Origin of the sequence: Curvibacter gracilis ATCC BAA-807, assembly GCF_000518645.1 — a bacterium.
Lineage (GTDB): Bacteria > Pseudomonadota > Gammaproteobacteria > Burkholderiales > Burkholderiaceae_C > Curvibacter > Curvibacter gracilis.
The window spans coordinates 27262-44546 of record NZ_JADZ01000010.1 but is presented as its reverse complement, the minus strand read 5'-3'; the positions used below and the strand labels follow the sequence as shown (position 1 = coordinate 44546).

Annotated in this window: 21 protein-coding genes; 8 read left to right on the top strand and 13 right to left on the bottom strand. The window is 70.2% G+C overall.

Going from position 1 to position 17285, the window contains the following annotated elements; translation table 11 throughout:
* Window position 1: 1 nt before the first annotated feature.
* From L880_RS0106905 to nifA, 13 genes are all read right to left on the bottom strand, one after another.
* On the bottom strand, window positions 2-1165 hold the full coding sequence (locus L880_RS0106905) for a DegT/DnrJ/EryC1/StrS family aminotransferase (protein ID WP_027475052.1): 1164 nt from the start codon (window positions 1163-1165) through the stop codon (window positions 2-4).
* A gap of 2 nt (window positions 1166-1167) precedes the next feature.
* Window positions 1168-1428, bottom strand: coding sequence for a hypothetical protein (locus tag L880_RS0106900; RefSeq protein WP_019572759.1), 261 nt, complete (start codon window positions 1426-1428; stop codon window positions 1168-1170).
* 58 nt (window positions 1429-1486) lie between these two features.
* Complete coding sequence (nifT, locus tag L880_RS0106895) at window positions 1487-1702, bottom strand: putative nitrogen fixation protein NifT (protein ID WP_019572758.1); 216 nt, start codon at window positions 1700-1702, stop codon at window positions 1487-1489.
* Window positions 1703-1759: 57 nt separating this feature from the next.
* Window positions 1760-2914 (bottom strand): cysteine desulfurase family protein, encoded by a 1155-nt coding sequence (locus tag L880_RS0106890; RefSeq protein ID WP_027475051.1) that lies wholly within the window; start codon window positions 2912-2914, stop codon window positions 1760-1762.
* Between the two features lie 35 nt (window positions 2915-2949).
* The gene (locus L880_RS0106885; protein WP_245615003.1) at window positions 2950-3405 is read right to left on the bottom strand and encodes a DUF3024 domain-containing protein; all 456 of its coding nucleotides are present in this window, start codon (window positions 3403-3405) and stop codon (window positions 2950-2952) included.
* Entirely contained in the window at window positions 3402-3695 is a 294-nt protein-coding gene (locus L880_RS0106880; RefSeq protein WP_027475049.1) for a nitrogen fixation protein NifZ, read from the bottom strand. The genes L880_RS0106885 and L880_RS0106880 overlap by 4 nt, the downstream gene beginning before the upstream one ends.
* Window positions 3692-4057 carry a nitrogen fixation protein NifZ gene (locus tag L880_RS0106875; RefSeq protein ID WP_019572754.1) on the bottom strand — a complete coding sequence of 122 codons (366 nt, stop codon included), beginning with the start codon at window positions 4055-4057 and terminating at the stop codon, window positions 3692-3694. Before L880_RS0106875 ends, L880_RS0106880 begins: the two co-directional genes overlap by 4 nt.
* Window positions 4050-4907, bottom strand: coding sequence for a 4Fe4S-binding leucine-rich repeat protein (locus tag L880_RS31825; protein WP_051443129.1), 858 nt, complete (start codon window positions 4905-4907; stop codon window positions 4050-4052). Before L880_RS31825 ends, L880_RS0106875 begins: the two co-directional genes overlap by 8 nt.
* Complete coding sequence (locus tag L880_RS0106865) at window positions 4904-5476, bottom strand: hypothetical protein (protein WP_027475048.1); 573 nt, start codon at window positions 5474-5476, stop codon at window positions 4904-4906. The genes L880_RS31825 and L880_RS0106865 overlap by 4 nt, the downstream gene beginning before the upstream one ends.
* Before the next feature lie 15 nt (window positions 5477-5491).
* Window positions 5492-5893 carry a HesB/IscA family protein gene (locus L880_RS0106860; RefSeq protein WP_027475047.1) on the bottom strand — a complete coding sequence of 134 codons (402 nt, stop codon included), beginning with the start codon at window positions 5891-5893 and terminating at the stop codon, window positions 5492-5494.
* Between the two features lies 1 nt (window position 5894).
* On the bottom strand, window positions 5895-6089 hold the full coding sequence (locus L880_RS0106855) for a 4Fe-4S binding protein (RefSeq protein ID WP_019572750.1): 195 nt from the start codon (window positions 6087-6089) through the stop codon (window positions 5895-5897).
* A gap of 78 nt (window positions 6090-6167) precedes the next feature.
* Complete coding sequence (gene nifB, locus L880_RS0106850) at window positions 6168-7775, bottom strand: nitrogenase cofactor biosynthesis protein NifB (protein ID WP_027475046.1); 1608 nt, start codon at window positions 7773-7775, stop codon at window positions 6168-6170.
* A 255-nt stretch (window positions 7776-8030) separates the two neighbouring features.
* Complete coding sequence (gene nifA / locus L880_RS0106845) at window positions 8031-9806, bottom strand: nif-specific transcriptional activator NifA (protein ID WP_027475045.1); 1776 nt, start codon at window positions 9804-9806, stop codon at window positions 8031-8033.
* 444 nt (window positions 9807-10250) lie between these two features.
* On the opposite strand from nifA, the gene L880_RS0106840 reads away from it, so the two are divergent.
* From L880_RS0106840 to cysE, 8 genes are all read left to right on the top strand, one after another.
* Entirely contained in the window at window positions 10251-11495 is a 1245-nt protein-coding gene (locus L880_RS0106840; RefSeq protein WP_027475044.1) for an IscS subfamily cysteine desulfurase, read from the top strand.
* A 61-nt stretch (window positions 11496-11556) separates the two neighbouring features.
* On the top strand, window positions 11557-11988 hold the full coding sequence (iscU, locus tag L880_RS0106835; RefSeq protein WP_019572746.1) for a Fe-S cluster assembly scaffold IscU: 432 nt from the start codon (window positions 11557-11559) through the stop codon (window positions 11986-11988).
* A gap of 63 nt (window positions 11989-12051) precedes the next feature.
* Window positions 12052-12432: an iron-sulfur cluster insertion protein ErpA gene (erpA, locus tag L880_RS0106830; protein WP_019572745.1), complete on the top strand. Its 381-nt coding sequence runs from the start codon at window positions 12052-12054 to the stop codon at window positions 12430-12432.
* Between the two features lie 13 nt (window positions 12433-12445).
* Window positions 12446-12766: an iron-sulfur cluster assembly protein IscA gene (iscA, locus tag L880_RS0106825; RefSeq protein WP_019572744.1), complete on the top strand. Its 321-nt coding sequence runs from the start codon at window positions 12446-12448 to the stop codon at window positions 12764-12766.
* A gap of 18 nt (window positions 12767-12784) precedes the next feature.
* Window positions 12785-14659 carry a Fe-S protein assembly chaperone HscA gene (gene hscA / locus L880_RS0106820; RefSeq protein WP_027475042.1) on the top strand — a complete coding sequence of 625 codons (1875 nt, stop codon included), beginning with the start codon at window positions 12785-12787 and terminating at the stop codon, window positions 14657-14659.
* A gap of 12 nt (window positions 14660-14671) precedes the next feature.
* Entirely contained in the window at window positions 14672-15007 is a 336-nt protein-coding gene (fdx, locus tag L880_RS0106815) for an ISC system 2Fe-2S type ferredoxin (protein WP_027475041.1), read from the top strand.
* A 275-nt stretch (window positions 15008-15282) separates the two neighbouring features.
* Complete coding sequence (nifV, locus tag L880_RS0106810) at window positions 15283-16434, top strand: homocitrate synthase (protein ID WP_027475040.1); 1152 nt, start codon at window positions 15283-15285, stop codon at window positions 16432-16434.
* The gene (gene cysE / locus L880_RS0106805; protein WP_027475039.1) at window positions 16431-17285 is read left to right on the top strand and encodes a serine O-acetyltransferase; all 855 of its coding nucleotides are present in this window, start codon (window positions 16431-16433) and stop codon (window positions 17283-17285) included. The genes nifV and cysE overlap by 4 nt, the downstream gene beginning before the upstream one ends.

The window sequence follows — 17285 nt, the reverse complement described above, 5'->3', positions numbered from 1 at the left end:
TTCACAGGTAGATGGCGGCCCCGGCACCGACATTGGTGGCGGTGTCCTTGAGGGTCTTGACGATGTACTGGATGTGCTCCGGCCCCAGGCCGCCATGCAGCGGCAGGGCCAGGGCGCGGTCACCGATGCGCTCGGTATCGGGCAGCAGGCCGCGCTTGCGGCCGATGGTGTCGCCGGCGTTCATGTAGAAGAACTGCTGGTGCAAGGGGTGGCTGTAGGCCGCGCTCTCGATGCCGCAGGCGCGCAGGTCGTCGATCATCTGGGTGCGGGCGCTGGCGGTGAAGCGCTTGCCCAGGTGCACCACGTAGAGCATCCAGTGCACCTCGTCCACATCCTCGCCCAGGTAAGGGGGCTTGATGCCTTCAAAGCTCTGCATCTGCTCGTGGTACCAGGTCTCGACCTGCTTGCGCTGCAGCAGGCGCTCGTCCAGCGACGCCAGCTGGGCCAGGCCCAGGGCGGCACTCAGCTCGCTGAGGCCGGCCTGCAGGGGCACGCGCGAGCCCACCGACACCGAATGCCGGTCGCTCAGCCGGCGCTGGCGCAGGTAGCGCAGCTCATGGGCCAGTTGCTCGTCGTCGGTCACCACCATGCCGCCCTCGCCCGTGCACAGGGCCAGCGGTGAGGAGAAATCGAACACCGCCAGGTCGCCAAAGCTGCCCACGGTCTGGCCGCCGTAGCGCGAGCCCAGCGCCTCGGTGCTGTCTTCGATCAGCGCCAGGCCGTGGGCCTGGGCCAGGGCCCGCAGCGGCCCCCAGGCAGCCGGGTGGCCATTGGTGTTGCCGGCCAGCAGGGCCCGGGTGCGCGGGCCGATGCGCAGCGCGGCCTTGTCGGCGCTCAGGCAGCCGCTCCAGTAGTCGATGTCGGCAAACACCGGGGTGGCCCCGCACAGCGTGATGGCCTGGGCCACCTGGTGCCAGGTGTGGGCCGCGCACACCACCTCGTCGCCCGGCCCGATGCCCAGGGCGCGCAGGGCCATCCAGGTGCCCAGGGTGCCGCTGGCCACGCCCACGGCATAGGCACGGCCCACCCAGCCGGCAAAGGCCTGCTCAAAGGCTTCCAGCATGGGGCCGTCGCTCCAGCGGCCCGAATCGAGCACGGCCTGGATCAGCGCGCTCTCCTGCGGGCCGGCCTCGGGCTCGAACAGGGCGATGGTGTCGGTCTGCATGCTCAGACCTCGGTCAGGATCAGCGCCGAGGCCTGGGCCGGCTCCTGCGTGATCTGCCAGCAATGGCCGTCGCTGGCGGCCAGGTAGACGCGGCGGGCGCCCAGGATCAGCGTGGGGGCCTCGTCGCGCATGTCGAAGGCGTCCACCACCAAGGCGCGGATTTCGGGGTGGTGGGCGCGCCACAGCGCGGCGGCATCGCGCAGGCTGGAGGCGGCACCCACCAGCTGGCTGGCTTCGTGCAGGTGTTCGGGCATCAGGCTCATGGGGGGCTCCTGGGGTGGCGGGGGATCAGGACGGATTCAGCCGGTGATCAGCTGAAGATCACTCGGCGGCCGCGATGCGGCGGGCCTCGACGGTGATGGGCAGTGGCGTGTCGGGCGCCATGGCCGGCAAGTCAAGCTGCCAGCCATTGCCCAGGGTGACCAGGCCCCCCCACATGCCGGGCTCGACCATGGAGACGATGGGCTCCTCCAGGTCCTTCTTGGGCACATAGGCACTGAGCTGGCCTTTGCTGTCTTTTCGGATCATGACTTTCATGGGGGGCCTCTCGTTGGGTTCGGGGTTAAGGGAAGGGGGTGAGCGCTGTCGTGGCCTTCAGTGGCAGGCCTGGGCTTCGTGCAGCAGCGGCGCCAGCAGGGCCGGCAGGCCTTGCAGCACGGCGTTCACGTCGTCGGCCGTGCTGTCGCGGCCCAGCGACAGGCGCACGGCCGCCAGCGCCTGCTCGCGCGGCACGCCCATGGCCGACAGCACATGCGAAGGCTGGCTGCCGCCCGAAGAGCAGGCAGCGCCCGACGAGGCCGCCACACCGAGGCGGGCCAGGCGTTGCAGCACCGTATCGGCCGCCAGCAGGCCCACACGCAGGTAGCTGGTGCCCGGCAGCCGGGCCTGGCCCTGGCCCCACACCTGCAGCTCGGGCAGGGCCTGGGCCAGGCCCTGCTCCAGCGCATCGCGCAGGGTGGCCTGGCGGCGGGCTTCGGCGTTCACCGCCCCCGCATCGCCCAGCTGGCTCAGGGCCGTGGCCAGGCCCACGATGGCGGGCAGGTTCTCGGTGCCGCCGCGGCGCCCGCGCTCCTGGCTGCCCGGCACGGGCGAATGGAAGGCCAGGCCCTGGCGCAGCAGCAGGCCGCCCACGCCCTTGGGGCCATGGAACTTGTGGGCCGAGAAGCTGACCGCGTCGGCCGCGCAGTCGTCAAACCGGAAGGGCAGCTTGCCCAGCCACTGCGTGGCGTCGGTGTGCAGCAGCGCGCCGGCCTGGCGCGTCAGGGCGGCCACCTCGGCCAGCGGCATCAGCACGCCGGTCTCGTTGTTGGCGGCCATGAGCGACACCAGGGCCACCTCGGGGTTGATCAGCTCAGTGGCGGCCCGCAGGTCGAGTGCCCCGTCGGGCCGCACCGGCAGCCAGCCCACCGACACCCCCTGGGCCGCCAGGCTGCGCGCCAGGGCCAGGTGGGCGCTGTGCTCCACCTGGCTGAACAGCACGCGCCGGCGCCCCACCGGCGCGCCGGCCAGCAGGCCGCGCACGGCCAGCTGGTTGGACTCGGTCGCGCCGCTGGTGAACACCAGCTCGGCCGGCTTGCAGCCCAGGGCCTGGGCCGCCTGCTGCCGCGCCTGGGCCAGGCAGCGGCGCGCCTCTTGCCCTGGCGCGTGTTGCGACGAGGCATTGGCCCAGTGCTGCGCCATGGCCTGGGCCATGGCCTGCAACACGGCGTGGCTGGGCGCGGTGGTGGCGTTGTGGTCGAGGTAGATCATGGTTGCTGCGGCTCAGGCGGGGGTGGCGGGTGCGCTCAGGGCCAGAAGACCCGCTGCGGGTCCTGGCACAGCAGCGCCAGCAGGGGTTGCAGCGCCTCGTCTTCGGCCTGCGCGGCCCAGCAGCCGGCGGTGTGGTCGCGGGCATACAGGGTCCAGCCCCGGCCCCCTCGCGAGGTGCCGGGCTGCAGCAAGGCGATGTCGATCACGCCGCCGCTGCGGTCGATGTTGCGTGAGCAGCAGGGGCTTTCGATGCGCACGCCCTCGCCTTCGCGCAGTACCCGTGGCTTCACGTAGCGGTAGCGGCTGCGCTCGCCCAGCACACGCTGCACCTGGCGGATCAGCAGGTCCATCACGCGGCTGCCTGCCGGGGTGGCGGGCTGGGCGGCCATGCCCGAGGGCATCTCACGTCGACGCGCCTGAAGGGCGCGCTGCGTCTGCCGCAGCGGCCGCAGGGGGCGCACCTGGGCGCCGCCCACGCAACGCCCGGTCATGCCGGCACCTCGTCGGTCTCGGGCAGCACGCCGGCCGGGGCCGGGGCCAGTTCGACCTCCAGGCAGCCCACCACGGCATGGGCAAACTGCACCAGGTAGACGGGCTCGTTGAGCTCGACGGCGTGTCCGATGTTGACCACCTCGCCCACGCTGCCGCGCGGCGCCAGCAGGGCATCGGGGGCGCACTCGGGGTGGCTGCCGTCGTTGACCAGGTCGTCCAGCGCAATCACGCGCTGGCCCCAGGCGTAAACGGCGCTGCGGGCTTCGATCGGCAGCGGGGGGGTGGTCATGGCAGGTCCTCCTTGGGGGCGGGTGGCAGGCCCAGGTGGTTCAGCGCCTGGGCCTTGTCGCCCAGTTGCTGCAGCACCTCGTCGGGCAGGTGGTCCAGGGTGCACAGTTCCTTGGCCCGCATGCCGACCCGGTGGCCCGAGTCGACAAAATCGACGGCGTAGATGTAGAACTGCTGCAAAAAGGTGTTGATCTGGGTGACGTAGCCGATCTCGCCGCGCTGCACCAGCACGGCGCCGATGTCCAGGCCGTTGTAGGTGCCGTCGTTGCGCACCACCGAGCGGGCCACCACCCGCTCGCCAAAGCCGAAGCGCGGGGGCGAGGCGATCTCGATCAGGTCATCGTCACGGTTGATGTCAGCCATGGGCGTTGCTCCCGTGGGTGGAGGGGCCAGCCTGGGGGGCCGGGGCCAGAGGCAGGCGCTGGCGGGCGGCCGCGCGCACCTCGGGGTCGTCGTCGTTCAGCAAGGGGCTGAGGGCGGCGGGGGCGGCACGCTGGGCCACCTCCCAGCGCACGCGCCAGTCGGGGTCGCCCAGCAGCCGGGGCAGCAAGGCGGTGGGCAGGCGCTGGGCCACGGCGCGGCGCACCTCGCCTTCGGGGTCGTCGGCCAGGGCCAGCAGCGCGGGCATCTCCAGCCGCTGCGCCACGCGCAGGCGCACCGCCCGGTCGGGGTCGTGGGCCAACGCGCTCAGCAGGGGCAGTGGCAGGCGGGCTGCCACGCATTCGCGCACGCCATAGTCGGGGTCGCGCAGCAACGGGCCCAGTTGGGCCGGATCGATGCGCTGGGCCACGCGCAGGCGCACCTCGCGGTGCGGGTCCTGCGCCAGCATGGGCAGGTGGGCCAGCAGTTGGGCGATCGGCAGCCTTTGCACCACCTGCATGCGCACGGTCTCATCGGGGTCGCGCAGCAGGGCCGGCAGGCGGAACACGCTGGCGTGGCGCACGGCGATCGCACGCACCTCGAAATACGGGTGCTGCAACTGGGCGTCGGCCAGCCCGGGGTGCCAGCTCAGAAAGCGGCTGATGCGCCGGGCGTAGGCATCGTGCAGGCAGGCGAGGCCGGGTTGGCAGCCCTGGCCGGGTGGGCGCTGCAGCAGATCGCGCTGCGCGCAGGTGCCGCAGTCCAGAGCAGCACCTGACCAGTGCCGCAGCGGGATATCCACGTCAGAGACGTCAGCGGCTTCTGTCGATTCAGCGGCGTCAGCGGTGCTCATGAGCGGGGCCTCCAGCCGCGCACCGGGTCGCCCTCTTGCCACAGCGGGGTGTCGGGGTCTTCGCCGGCCTCGCGGCGCTCCAGCACCTGCAGCAGCAGCGAGCCACCGACATGGTCTGCCGGGTCCAGCCGGCGCAGCTCACCCAGCATCAGCCAGGCCTGGGGCCAGTCGCCCAGGCGCAGGTTGAGGTAGGCCAGGCCCTTGAGGGTGAAGAGGTAGAAGCGCACCGCAGCGTCGTGGCGGGTGGCCTCGTCGCTGGGCGGCACATCGCCAAAGTCCGGGCCCAGCGCGTGGCGCGCCATGGCCAGGGCGTCTTCGCCGGCGGCACGGGCCAGGGCCAGCTCGTGTGCATAAAAATGAAAGCGGTACACGGCAATCACCGGCACCGGGTGGCGCGGGGCCAGCTGCCGGGCCTGTTGCAGGCAGCGCAGGGCCGCCTCGGGTTTCTCACGCAGCTGGCCCGCCTGTTCGATCAAGGCCAGGGCTTCGGGCCCCAGGCCGGCGCCCACCACGCTGTCGGCAAAGGCCGCCAGCGCCTGTTCGTCGAAAGCCAGGGGGGCGAAGCTCATGGCGTGGGCCCTGCGTCAGGACAGCAGGCTGGCCGGGCGGCCGCGGCTGATGGAGCCGATCTCGATGCGCGCCACGCCCGGGGGCGCGGCCTCGACACTGCTGCTGCAGGCACAGGCCGACTGCTTGGGGTTGACGAAGGTGAGGCCGGACTTGGTCGGGGTGTCGGCAAAGTCCATGGTCACGCCATCGAGCAGCAGGCGGCTTTCGGCCGGCAGGAAGATCTTCAGGCCCTGGTGTTCCAGGGTCTGCTCGCCTTCACGCGGGGCCGGCTCGGCGCTGAACTCGGCGTTGTAGCCCGAGCAGCCGCCTTCGCTGACCAGCAGCCTGAAACCTGCGCCCTCGGGCAGGCCCGAGAAGCGGACGATGCGCCGCATGAATTTGTCGGCAGCGGCGGTGATTTGAATGTTGGGCAGCATGTCAGGCCTTCACGATGCAGCCGTCGACGGGGCACACGGCCACGCACTGGGGCGAGTCGAACTGCCCTTCGCATTCGGTGCACTTCTTGGGGTCGATGACATAGGTGCCGCCTTTTTCGCGGATCGCGACGTTGGGGCATTCAGGCTCGCAGGCCGAGCAGCCGGTGCAGGTGGAACCGATGATCTTCAAAGCCATGATGACGCTCCTTTGCTTGGATGAAAGTGGGGTTGAAAAAGCGGGGGCCAGGGAGGGCCACAGGGAGGCCGGCGGGCCTCAGGCCGCCTGCTGCGCGCCGGTGAAGGCGCCCTGGCGGATCTGGGCGTCGCCGCGGTGCTGGTGCACCAGGGCGCCGCTGGCCACGCGGCTGCGGTAGTCGTTGAACCACTCGAGCACGGCCTTCTCGATGAACTCGCCCGCATAGGCATCCACCGGCTCGATGCCGGCGGCCGACAGCTCATCGCGCGGGCAGGCACCGATCTTGGACACCAGCACGGCATGGCAGTCGTTGATGGCGCGCACCACCGAAGGCAGTTGCTCGTCGTCGCCGTAGCCGCCCTGGCAGTACAGGTCGACCCGGCGGTGGCCCACGAACAGGGTCTGCTGGGCCGAGACCTCGTAGATCTGGAACTCGGTGACGTGGCCGAAGTGCTCGTTGACGCGGCCCCCGCCCTGGGTGGCCACCGCCACAAGCAGCTTCAGGTCGTCCACCGGCAGCGCGCTGGCGCCGGCCAAGGCCATCTGCAAGGCCATTTGCTTGGCCTGGTGCTGGGCCTGGCGCTCGATCTCGACCTGCTCCTGGTAGCTGCGGCGGCGGTCCAGGTCGTACACCACCTCCATCTGGTCGATCTTGTCCTGGGTGAACTCTTCGCTGCGGTCTTCGCCCAGCAGGCCCACCGCATCGGCGCGGCACTGGCGGCAGTGCCGCATCAGGTTGGCACCGCCGGCACAGGCGTCCTGCACGGCCTTGAGCTCTTGCGCGGTGGGGCCGCGCTGGCCGGTGAGGCCGAACACCGTGCCGTGTTCGGCCTCGGAGATCAGGGGCATGATGTTGTGCAGAAAGGCGCCGCGCTTCTTGACCTCGCGGTTCACCTCGATCAGGTGCTGGTCGTTCACGCCGGGGATCAGCACCGAGTTGATCTTGGTGAGCACGCCGCGTGCGGTCAGCATCTCCAGCCCCAGCATCTGGCGCTCGTGCAGGATGCGGGCCGCCTCGATGCCGGTGATGCGGCGGTGGTCCCAGAAGATCCAGGGGTAGATCTTGGCCCCCACCTCGGGGTCGACCATGTTGATGGTGATGGTGACGTGGTCGATGTTGTAGCGGCAGATCTCATCGACCAGGTCCGGCAGGGCCAGGCCGTTGGTGGACAGGCACAGCTTGATGTCGGGGGCCTGCTCCTGCAGCATGCGGAAGGTGTCGAAGGTCTTCTTGGGGTTGGCCAGCGAGTCGCCCGGGCCAGCGATGCCCAGCACGGTCATCTGCGGGATTTCGCTGGCCACGGTGACCACCTTCTTCACGGCCTGCTCGGGGGTGAGCTTCTGGCTGACCACGCCGGGGCGCGACTCGTTGCTGCAGTCGTACTTGCGGTTGCAGTAATTGCACTGGATGTTGCAGGCCGGGGCCACAGCCACGTGCATGCGGGCGTAGTGGTGGTGCGCCTCTTCGGAGTAGCAGGGGTGGTTCTTGACCTTCTCCCAGATCTCGGGCGGCATGTCGTCGGGGCCGCCGGAGGAGCCACAACTGGCCTTGCCCTCGCCGCCTTCGGTGCTGCAGCCCCCCGAGGGGGCCGGGATGTCCAGGGGGTCGCCCAGGCGTTTGATCTGTCCAATGCCCACAAAGGCGACGGCGGGTGGGGTGCTGCTGGCGGGGGAAGCGGATTGCATGGAGATCCTTCCTGGCCACCTGGAGTGGCGGCCTCAGGCTTCTTTAGCCAAATCCATGCCACCTAAAAACTTCTTTTAAATCAACAGCTTGTCTTCTTTGTAGGGTGTTGGCTGGTGTCGGTGTCGCGACAGCCCGGACAGGGAGGCGGGGCGCTTGTCAGGCTTGCGACAAAGCGCACACAGGGATGACAAGGGGGCGACAAAGACAGGACGCGGGACGCACAAGGGACGCACAAGGGGCCAGGGCTGCCCCACTCAGAACTTGCGCACCTCAATGCCGTGCTTGCGCAAGGCATAGCCCATCTGCCGCGGCGAGATCTTGAGCAGCCGCGCCGCCTTGGCCTGCACCCAGCCACAGCGCTCCATGGCCCAGATCAGGCGTTCGCGCTCGCCCTCGGGCTTGCCGTCGGCGTTGGCCGGGGTGGGCTGGCCGCCGGGCAGGCCTTGCAGCGCGTCGTCCGCGTCCAGCCCATCGTCATCGAGGTGCTCGTGATCCGCGTGGCCGGTGGCCTCGGGCAAGGCGTCCGACGCCGTGGGCGGCAACGACGGGGGCGCAGGCAGCACCGCGCCCGCCTCAGCAGGTTGGCCGGCGCGCGCCAGCGGCACCTCATGGATCGGGATCACCCCGTGGCGGCCCGGGCGCACGGCGTCTTCGCGCTCGATGTGGTGCAGCACCTGGGTCAGGCAGCGGTTTTCACGGCACGGAAAGGCCAGGTCGGTGATCACGCCATCGCCGGCCATGGTGGCCGTGCGTTCCACGCAGTTCTCCAGCTCGCGCACATTGCCGGGCCAGTAGCAGCTCGACAGCACGCGCACGGCCGACACATCAAAGCGGGACTGGCGCCCGTTCTCGCGGTTGAAGCGGTCCAGAAAGTGCTGGGCCATGGCCGGGATGTCGCCACGGCGCTCGCGCAAGGGCGGCAGCTGGATGCTGATGACGTTGATGCGGTAGTACAGGTCGGCGCGGAACTCGCCGGCCTGCACCATGCGCTCCAGATTGCGGTTGGTGGCCAGGATCAGGCGCACATCGACCTTCACCTGCGAGGCCCCGCCCACACGCTCGAACACGCGCTCCTGCAGCACACGCAGCAGCTTGGCCTGGAACGAGGCGGAGATGTCCCCGATCTCGTCCAGAAACAAGGTGCCGCCATGGGCCATCTCAAAACGCCCCTTGCGCTGACCCTGGGCGCCCGTGAAGGCGCCCTTCTCATGGCCGAACAGCTCGCTCTCCAGCAGCGACTCGGTCAGGGCGGCGCAGTTGACGCAGACAAAGGCTTCATTGCGCCGGGGCGACAGGTTGTGGATGGCGCGCGCAATCACCTCCTTGCCGGTGCCGCTCTCGCCGCGCAGCAGCACGGTGGTGCGGGCCGCCGCCACCTGCTCGACCTGGGCGAACACCGCCAGCATGGGTGGCGACGAGCCCACCACCTGGTCGCTGAGCTGCACGGGCTTCAAGGCCTTGTGCATGCGCCGGGCCTCGCTTTGCAGCGAGTCGTGGGCGGCACTCACACTGCGATGCAGCAGATAGGCCTGGCCCATCATGGTGGCCACCATCTTGAGCAGGTGCAGGTCTTCGGCAAACACCCGGCGCGCCCCGGGATTCAGGCAGTCGACCGACACCACGCCGATGGTGCGCCGGTCGGCGCGGATGGGCATGACCAGCATGGCCACACAGCTCTCCAGCGACTGGTCGGCGCCGCCGGTGCGGTTCAGGAACAGGGGCTCGTTGCGGATGTCGGGCACCACGGCCGGCACACCACTGGCATACACCCGCCCCACGATCCCTTCGCCCGACTGGAAATGCAGGCGCTGCTGCTCCTCGCGCGTGAGCCCCACCGAGCACAGGCCGCGCAGGCGCCCCTCGGGCTCGCCCAACAGCACAAAGGCGCGGCGCCACGAACACGCGTGCAGCAGGTAATTGAGGGCTTCGCGAAAGGTCTTGGCGATGTCGAGCGAGGTCGACAGCGTCTTGCTGACCTCGTAGATCGCGTGCAGCTCTCGCCGGGCTTCGGATTCGTGTGTGCTCACCATAGGGCCTCGTTCTCGTGCGCCATCGCGGGGTTTGCGCTGCCAGCGTCCTTGTGGGACACCAGGCAGCCACCATTTCAGACACCACCTGCACCAGCTTTGGGAGGCACCCGGGATCGCAGCGCCACCCGCGAGCAGAGATGCAAAAAATATACCTATCGCGAGGCTGACGGCTTTGTAAAGACTCGGTTGCGCAAGCACTGTCCATGGGGCCGGCGCGCCACGACATTCGCGCACCCGCACCCGCCGCTGCAGCCACCTCCGTTCAATTGCGACAAACCCGACACGCCCTGCGGCGGGCAGGTGCAGGCACGCTCACAAATGCAACAAAGGAACGACAAAGAAGCGACAAAGCGCGTCGCAAAAGCACGCTTGCCGACACGAAATCGCGTGGCACCGAAGTTGCAAAACAGCCCTGCCAACCCACTCACACAGCAGGAGCTCCACATGACCGATTCGCGTGCAGACAAAGCCCCGCCCGGCCAGGGCCAGCCGGTCTACCTCGACTACGCCGCCACCACCCCCGTGGACCGCAGGGTGCTGAACCGGATGCTGCCTTACCTGACGAACCTGTACGGCAACCCGGCCAGCCGCTCGCATGCCTACGGCTGGGCCGCCGAAGAGGCGGTGGAGCTGGCCCGCGAGCAGGTGTGCTCGCTGATCAATGCCGATCCGCGCGAGATCGTCTGGACCTCGGGCGCCACCGAATCCAACAACCTGGCGCTCAAGGGCGCAGCGCACTTCCACAAGGGGCGCGGGCGCCATCTGGTGACGCTGGCCACCGAACACAAGGCCGTGCTCGACAGCCTGCGCGACCTGGAGCGCGAGGGTTATGAAGTGACGGTGCTACCGGTGCTGGACAGCGGGCTGGTCGACCCCGCCGTGTTCGAGGCCGCACTGCGCCCCGACACGGTGCTGGCCTCGGTGATGTTCGTGAACAACGAGACCGGCGTGGTCCAGGACGTGGCCACGCTGGGCGCGATGTGCCGCGCCCGCGGCGTGATCTTCCATGTGGACGCGGCGCAGGCCGCCGGCAAGGTGCCCATCGACCTGGAGCAGCTGCCCATCGACCTGATGTCGCTGTCGGCCCACAAGATCTACGGCCCCAAGGGCATTGGCGCGCTGTATGTGCGGCGCAAGCCCCGCATCCGCATCGATGCGCAGATGCATGGCGGCGGCCACGAACGCGGCATGCGCTCGGGCACGCTGCCCACGCACCAGATCGTGGGCATGGGCGAGGCCTTCTGGCTGGCGCGCGAGAACATGGCGGCCGACAACGCCCGCATCGAGGCCCTGCGCGAGCGCCTGTGGGCCGGCCTGTCGAAGATGGACTCGGTGGTGCTCAACGGCCATCCGCAGCAGCGTGCCCCCCAGTACCTGAACGTGAGCTTCAACTACGTGGAGGGCGAGTCGCTGCTGATGGGGGTGAAGAACCTGGCCGTGTCCTCGGGCTCGGCCTGCACCTCGGCCAGCCTGGAGCCCAGCTACGTGCTGCGCGCCATGGGCCGCAGCGACGAGCTGGCCCACAGCTCGGTGCGCTTCTCGCTGGGGCGCTTCACCACCGAGGCCGAGATCGACTTTGCCATCGCCCAGGTCACCGAAGTGGTCGAGCGCCTGCGCGCCATGAGCCCGCTGTGGGACATGGTGCAGGCCGGCGTCGACCTGTCCAGCATCCAGTGGGCGGCGCACTGAGGCGGCCCCGCGCCGCCAGCGCCCCTTCTTCATCCCCCCCCAACCCGACACGGAGTACCCCATGGCTTACAGCGACAAGGTGATCGACCACTATGAAAACCCCCGCAATGTGGGGGCCTTCAGCGCCGAGGACGAGGGCGTGGGCACCGGCATGGTCGGGGCCCCGGCCTGCGGCGATGTGATGCGACTGCAGATCCGCGTGAACGCGGCCGGCGTGATCGAAGACGCGCGCTTCAAGACCTATGGCTGCGGCTCGGCGATTGCGTCGAGCTCGCTGGTCACCGAATGGGTACGCGGGCGCACGCTGGACGAGGCGCTCAACATCAAGAACGCCGAGATCGCCGAAGAGCTGGCCCTGCCGCCCGTGAAGATCCACTGCTCCATCCTGGCCGAAGACGCCATCAAGGCCGCGGTGGCCGACTACCGCGCCCGCCATGCGGGCCAGGCCGCCGTGGTGAGCGAGCAGCCCGTGTGCCGCTCCAGCCAGGGCTGAACGATCCCCCGCCCCCCAACCCAGACCCATCCCTCCCCCAACCAACGACCAAGGAACACCGCCATGGCCCACGCCAGCCCCACCCCTGTAGAGGCCGCCCTGCCCGGCCTGATGCCCTCGCTGCTGGAATTCACCCACCAGGCCGCCGCCAAGGTGGCCGAGCTGATCGAGGAAGAAGGCAACCCCGACCTGAAGCTGCGCCTGTATGTGACGGGTGGCGGCTGCTCGGGCTTCCAGTACGGCTTTGCCTTTGACGACCAGCTGGCCGAAGACGACACCACCATCGTCACCGAAGGCGTGGCCCTGGTGGTGGACGCCATGAGCCAGCAGTACCTGATGGGCGCCCGGGTGGACTACGAAGAAGGGCTGGAAGGCTCGCGCTTCGTGATCCACAACCCCAACGCGCAGACCACCTGCGGCTGCGGCAGTTCGTTCTCGGTCTGAAGGAGAAGCCCCCATGATCAGCCTGACCCCGGCGGCCGCCCGCCACATCCAGAAATCGCTCTACAAACGCGGCTCGGGCCTGGGCCTGCGCCTGGCCGTGAAGACCAGCGGCTGCTCGGGCTATGCCTATGCGCTGGAGTTCGTCGACCAGGCCAACCCCGAAGACACCTGCTTCGAGGCCCATGGCGTGAGCGTGATCGTGGACCCGCGCAGCCTGGGCATGCTGGACGGCACCGAGCTGGACTTTGTGCGCGAAGGCCTGAACGAGGGCTTCAAGTTCAACAACCCGAACGCACGCGCCAATTGCGGCTGCGGCGAGAGCTTCGCCGTCTGAAGCGGGAGCCCACGCGCCATGGCCCTGTTGCAAATCACCGAACCCGGCCAGAGCGCCGCGCCCCATCAGCACGTGCTGGCCGCCGGCATCGACCTGGGCACCACCAACTCGCTGATTGCGACCGTGCAAAGCGCCCTGCCCCGCGCCCTGGCCGATGCCCAGGGCCGCTACCTGCTGCCCTCGGTGGTGCGCTACCAGGCCGAGGCCACACCTTGCGTGGGGCACGAGGCCCAGGCCCTGCAGGCCAGCGACCCGCGCAACACGGTGGTGTCGGTCAAGCGCTTCATGGGCCGGCGCCTGGCCGACCTGCGCGAGGCCAGCTCGCTGCCCTATGAATTCCTGGACCGCCCCGGCATGGTGAGCCTGGCCACGGCGGCGGGCGAGCGTTCGCCGGTGCAGGTGTCGGCCGACATCCTGGGCGCCCTGCGCGAGCGGGCCGAGGCCACGCTGGGCGGGCCGCTGTCGGGCGTGGTGATCACGGTGCCGGCGTACTTTGACGACGCCCAGCGCCAGGCCACCAAGGATGCGGCCCGGCTGGCCGGCCTGAACGTGCTGCGCCTGCTCAACGAGCCCACGGCGGCCGCCATTGCCTACGGCCTGGACAAGCGCGCCGAGGGCACCTTCGCCATCTACGACCTGGGCGGCGGCACCTTCGACATCTCGGTGCTGCGCCTGAGCCAGGGCGTGTTCGAGGTGTTGGCCACCGGGGGCGATTCGGCCCTGGGCGGCGACGACTTCGACGCCGTGATCGCCCAGTGGTTCTGCACCCAACAGGGCTTGAGCGCCCCCGCCAGCCTGGCCCCCGGCCTGCAACGCGGCCTGCTGGCTGCCGCCCGCGCCGCCAAGGAGGCCCTGAGCGACGCCCCTGAGGCGCTCATGAGCCTGGCCCTGGAGGGCGCCCCGCCCCTGCAGGCCCAGTTGACGCGGGCCGGCTTTGCCACGCTGGGCCAGGCGCTGATCGAGCGCACCCTGCAGGCCTCGCGCCGCGCCCTGCGCGACGCCGGCCTGAAGGCCGACGAGCTGGACGGCGTGGTGCTGGTGGGCGGGTCGACCCGCATGCCACTGGCGCGCGACGCGGTGCAGGCCTTTTTTGGCCGGGCCCCGCTGGCCGACATCGACCCCGATCAGGTGGTGGCCCTGGGGGCGGCCATGCAGGCCGACGTGCTGGCCGGCAATGGCCGCCAGGACCCCTGGCTGCTGCTGGACGTGTGCCCGCTGTCGCTGGGGCTGGAGACCATGGGCGGCCTGGTAGAGAAGATCATCCCGCGCAACTCCACCCTGCCGGTGGCGCGGGCCCAGGAGTTCACCACCTTCAAGGACGGCCAGACCGCCATGGCCCTGCACGTGGTGCAGGGCGAGCGCGACAGCGTGGCCGAGTGCCGCAGCCTGGCCCGCTTCGAGTTGCGCGGCATCCCGCCGGCGGTGGCCGGGGCGGCGCGCATCCAGGTGACCTTCCAGATCGATGCCGATGGCCTGCTGTCGGTGAGCGCGCGCGAGCAGACCAGCGGGGTGCAGGCCCATGTCGAGGTCAAGCCCTCGTACGGGCTGCAGGACAGCCAGATCGCGGCCATGCTGCAGGACGCGGTGGGCGCCGCCCGCGCCGACATGCAGTTGCGCGCGCTGCGCGAAGCCCAGGTGGACGCCCGGCGCCTGCTGGACGCCACAGAGGGCGCGCTGGCCCAGGACCAGGCCTTGCTGAACGCGGCCGAGCTGGCCCGGGTGCGCCAGGCCCTGTACCGACTGGCCGATCACCTGGAGACCGAGGCCCCGCTGGATCGCCTGCGCGAGGCCAGCGAGGCCTTGTCGCAAGAGACCGGCGAATTTGCGGCCCGGCGCATGAACGCCTCGATCCAGCGCGCCCTGTCGGGCCAGCTGATCGACAGCCTGAGCTGAGGGGGGCCCGCCATGCCCCAGATCACCCTGCTGCCCCACCCCGACCTGTGCCCCGAGGGCCGCACGCTGGACATGCGCCGTGGTGCGATGCTGTGCCGTGGCCTGCTGGAGGCCGGCATTGCCATCGAGCACGCCTGCGAGATGGTGGCGGCCTGCGCCACCTGCCACGTGCATGTGCGCCGTGGTGCCGATTCGCTGGCGCCGCCCGACGATGAGGAAAACGACCAGCTCGACAACGCCTGGGGCCTGGACGCCCAGTCGCGCCTGGCCTGTTGCGTGAAGGTGCGCGACACCGACCTGGTGATCGAGCTGCCGCGCCACACCCGCAACCACGCCCGCGAGGCCTGAAGCCGCAGGGCCTGGGCCACACCTCGCACCCAACCCCTCCCTGTGCACAAGGGCCGGCCATGCCGGCCCTTGCTGCTTTGGCACGCCTGCTTTTCAGCACTGTCGGGGCCGTGCCGGGCGGCGTGTTGCAAACAGCACATTCCCGACATCGCAAGCCGCTGACAGCGTGCTTTGCAGGCCGACAACCGGGGCTGCGGCGGCCCATCCGTGTCGGGTTTGCAGGCTGTGGCCCATGGCACGCGCTTTGCGAAGAAGGGGCAGGAAGGACCCCATCCATGACCTCCTCGCTAGTGATCAACGACACCACCTTGCGCGACGGCGAACAGACCGCCGGCGTGGCGTTCACCGATGCCGAGAAATGCGCGATTGCCAGCGCGCTGGCCCAGGCCGGTGTGCCCGAGATGGAGATCGGCATCCCGGCCATGGGCCAGGAAGAGCTGACCAGCATCGAGGCCATCGTGGCCCTGGGCCTGCCGGTGCGCCTGATGGTGTGGGGCCGCATGACCCGGGGCGATCTGCACCAGGCGCTGCGCACGGGGGCCGACATCATCCATCTGTCGATCCCGGTGTCGGACATCCACCTGCAGCACAAGCTGCGCCAATCGCGTGAGGCGGTGCTGCGCCAGATGACCGAGGTGCTGGAGCTGGCCGTGGCCAGCGGCCGGCACATCTCGGTGGGGGCCGAAGACGCCTCGCGCGCCGACCCCGATTTTCTCGACCTGGTGGCCCGCCGCGCCCAGGCCTGCGGGGCGCGCCGCATCCGCTTTGCCGACACGCTGGGCGTGCTGGACCCGTTTGCCACCCACGAGGCGATTGCCCGCCTGCGCGCTGCGGTGGATCTGGAGATCGAAGTCCACGCCCACGACGACCTGGGCCTGGCCACCGCCAACACCCTGGCCGGCCTGCGGGCCGGGGCCAGCCACGCCAACACCACCGTCAACGGCCTGGGCGAGCGGGCCGGCAATGCGGCGCTCGAAGAGGTGGTGATGGGCCTGCGCCACCTGCACCAGGGGCAGACCGGCATCGACACGCGCGCGCTGCTGGGCATCTCGCGCCTGGTGGAGCGGGCCTCAGGGCGCAGCGTGGCCTTCAACAAGAGCATCGTGGGCGAGGCGGTGTTCACCCACGAGTCGGGCATCCACATCGATGGCCTGCTGAAGAACGCCAGCACCTACGAGAGCTTTGACCCGGCCGAGCTGGGCCGCCAGCGCCGCACGGTGCTGGGCAAGCACTCGGGCGCCCATGCGGTGCGGCAAGCCTACAGCGCCCTGGGGGTGGAGGTGGCGGATGGCCCGCTGGCCAACCACCTGCTGGCCCGCGTGCGCGAACACGCGGTGCGCGTGAAGCGCGAGCCCAATGCCGCCGACCTGGTGCGCTTTCTCAGCGAAGGCCCGGCGCTGGCGGGCCTGAAGGCGGTGCCGGCATGAACACCAGCCTCACCCCGCCGCTGCCCGAGCCAGCCCAGGCACAGGGCGACGCACCTCCCACACCGCCGAACTGGTGGGCCAGCCTGCGGGCCGATGTGGACTGTGTGCTGGCGCGCGACCCCGCCGCGCGCAACCGGCTCGAGGTGTGGACGATCTACCCCGGCGTGCATGCCGTGGCCTGGCACCGCGTGGCACACGCCCTGTGGCGGCGCGGCTGGCGCTACCTGCCGCGCTGGATGGCCTTTGTGGCCCGGGCCCTGACGCAGGTGGACATCCACCCCGGGGCGCGCATCGGCCAGCGCTTCTTCATCGACCACGGCGCCGGGGTGGTGATCGGCGAGACCGCCGAGATCGGCGACGACGTGACCCTGTACCACGGTGTGACCCTGGGCGGCACCACCTGGCGTGCCGGCAAACGCCACCCCACGCTGGGCCACCGGGTGGTGGTGGGGGCCGGCGCCAAGATCCTGGGCGCCATCGAGGTGGGCGACGACGCCCGCATCGCCGCCAACTCGGTGGTGATCGAGCCGGTGCCCGCGGGCGCCACCGTGGTCGGCATCCCCGGGCGCGTGGTGGCGCGCCGGCGTGATGCGCCGCACGGCTTCGACCTGAACCACCACCTGATCCCCGACCCGCTGGGCAAGGCCGTGTCCTGCCTGCTGGACCGCGTGGCACGGCTGGAGGCGGCCAGCGCCCCGACGGGCCCTGCCCAGGCCCAGCGCCCTGACAGCGACTGCGCCCGGTGCGACGGCGCCCAACTGCCCCACACCCTGCCCCATACGCTGCCCCAAACCCTGCCCCCCGGAGCCGATTCCCAGCCCCGTCCCCAACCCTGTCCGACCGAGGAGTGA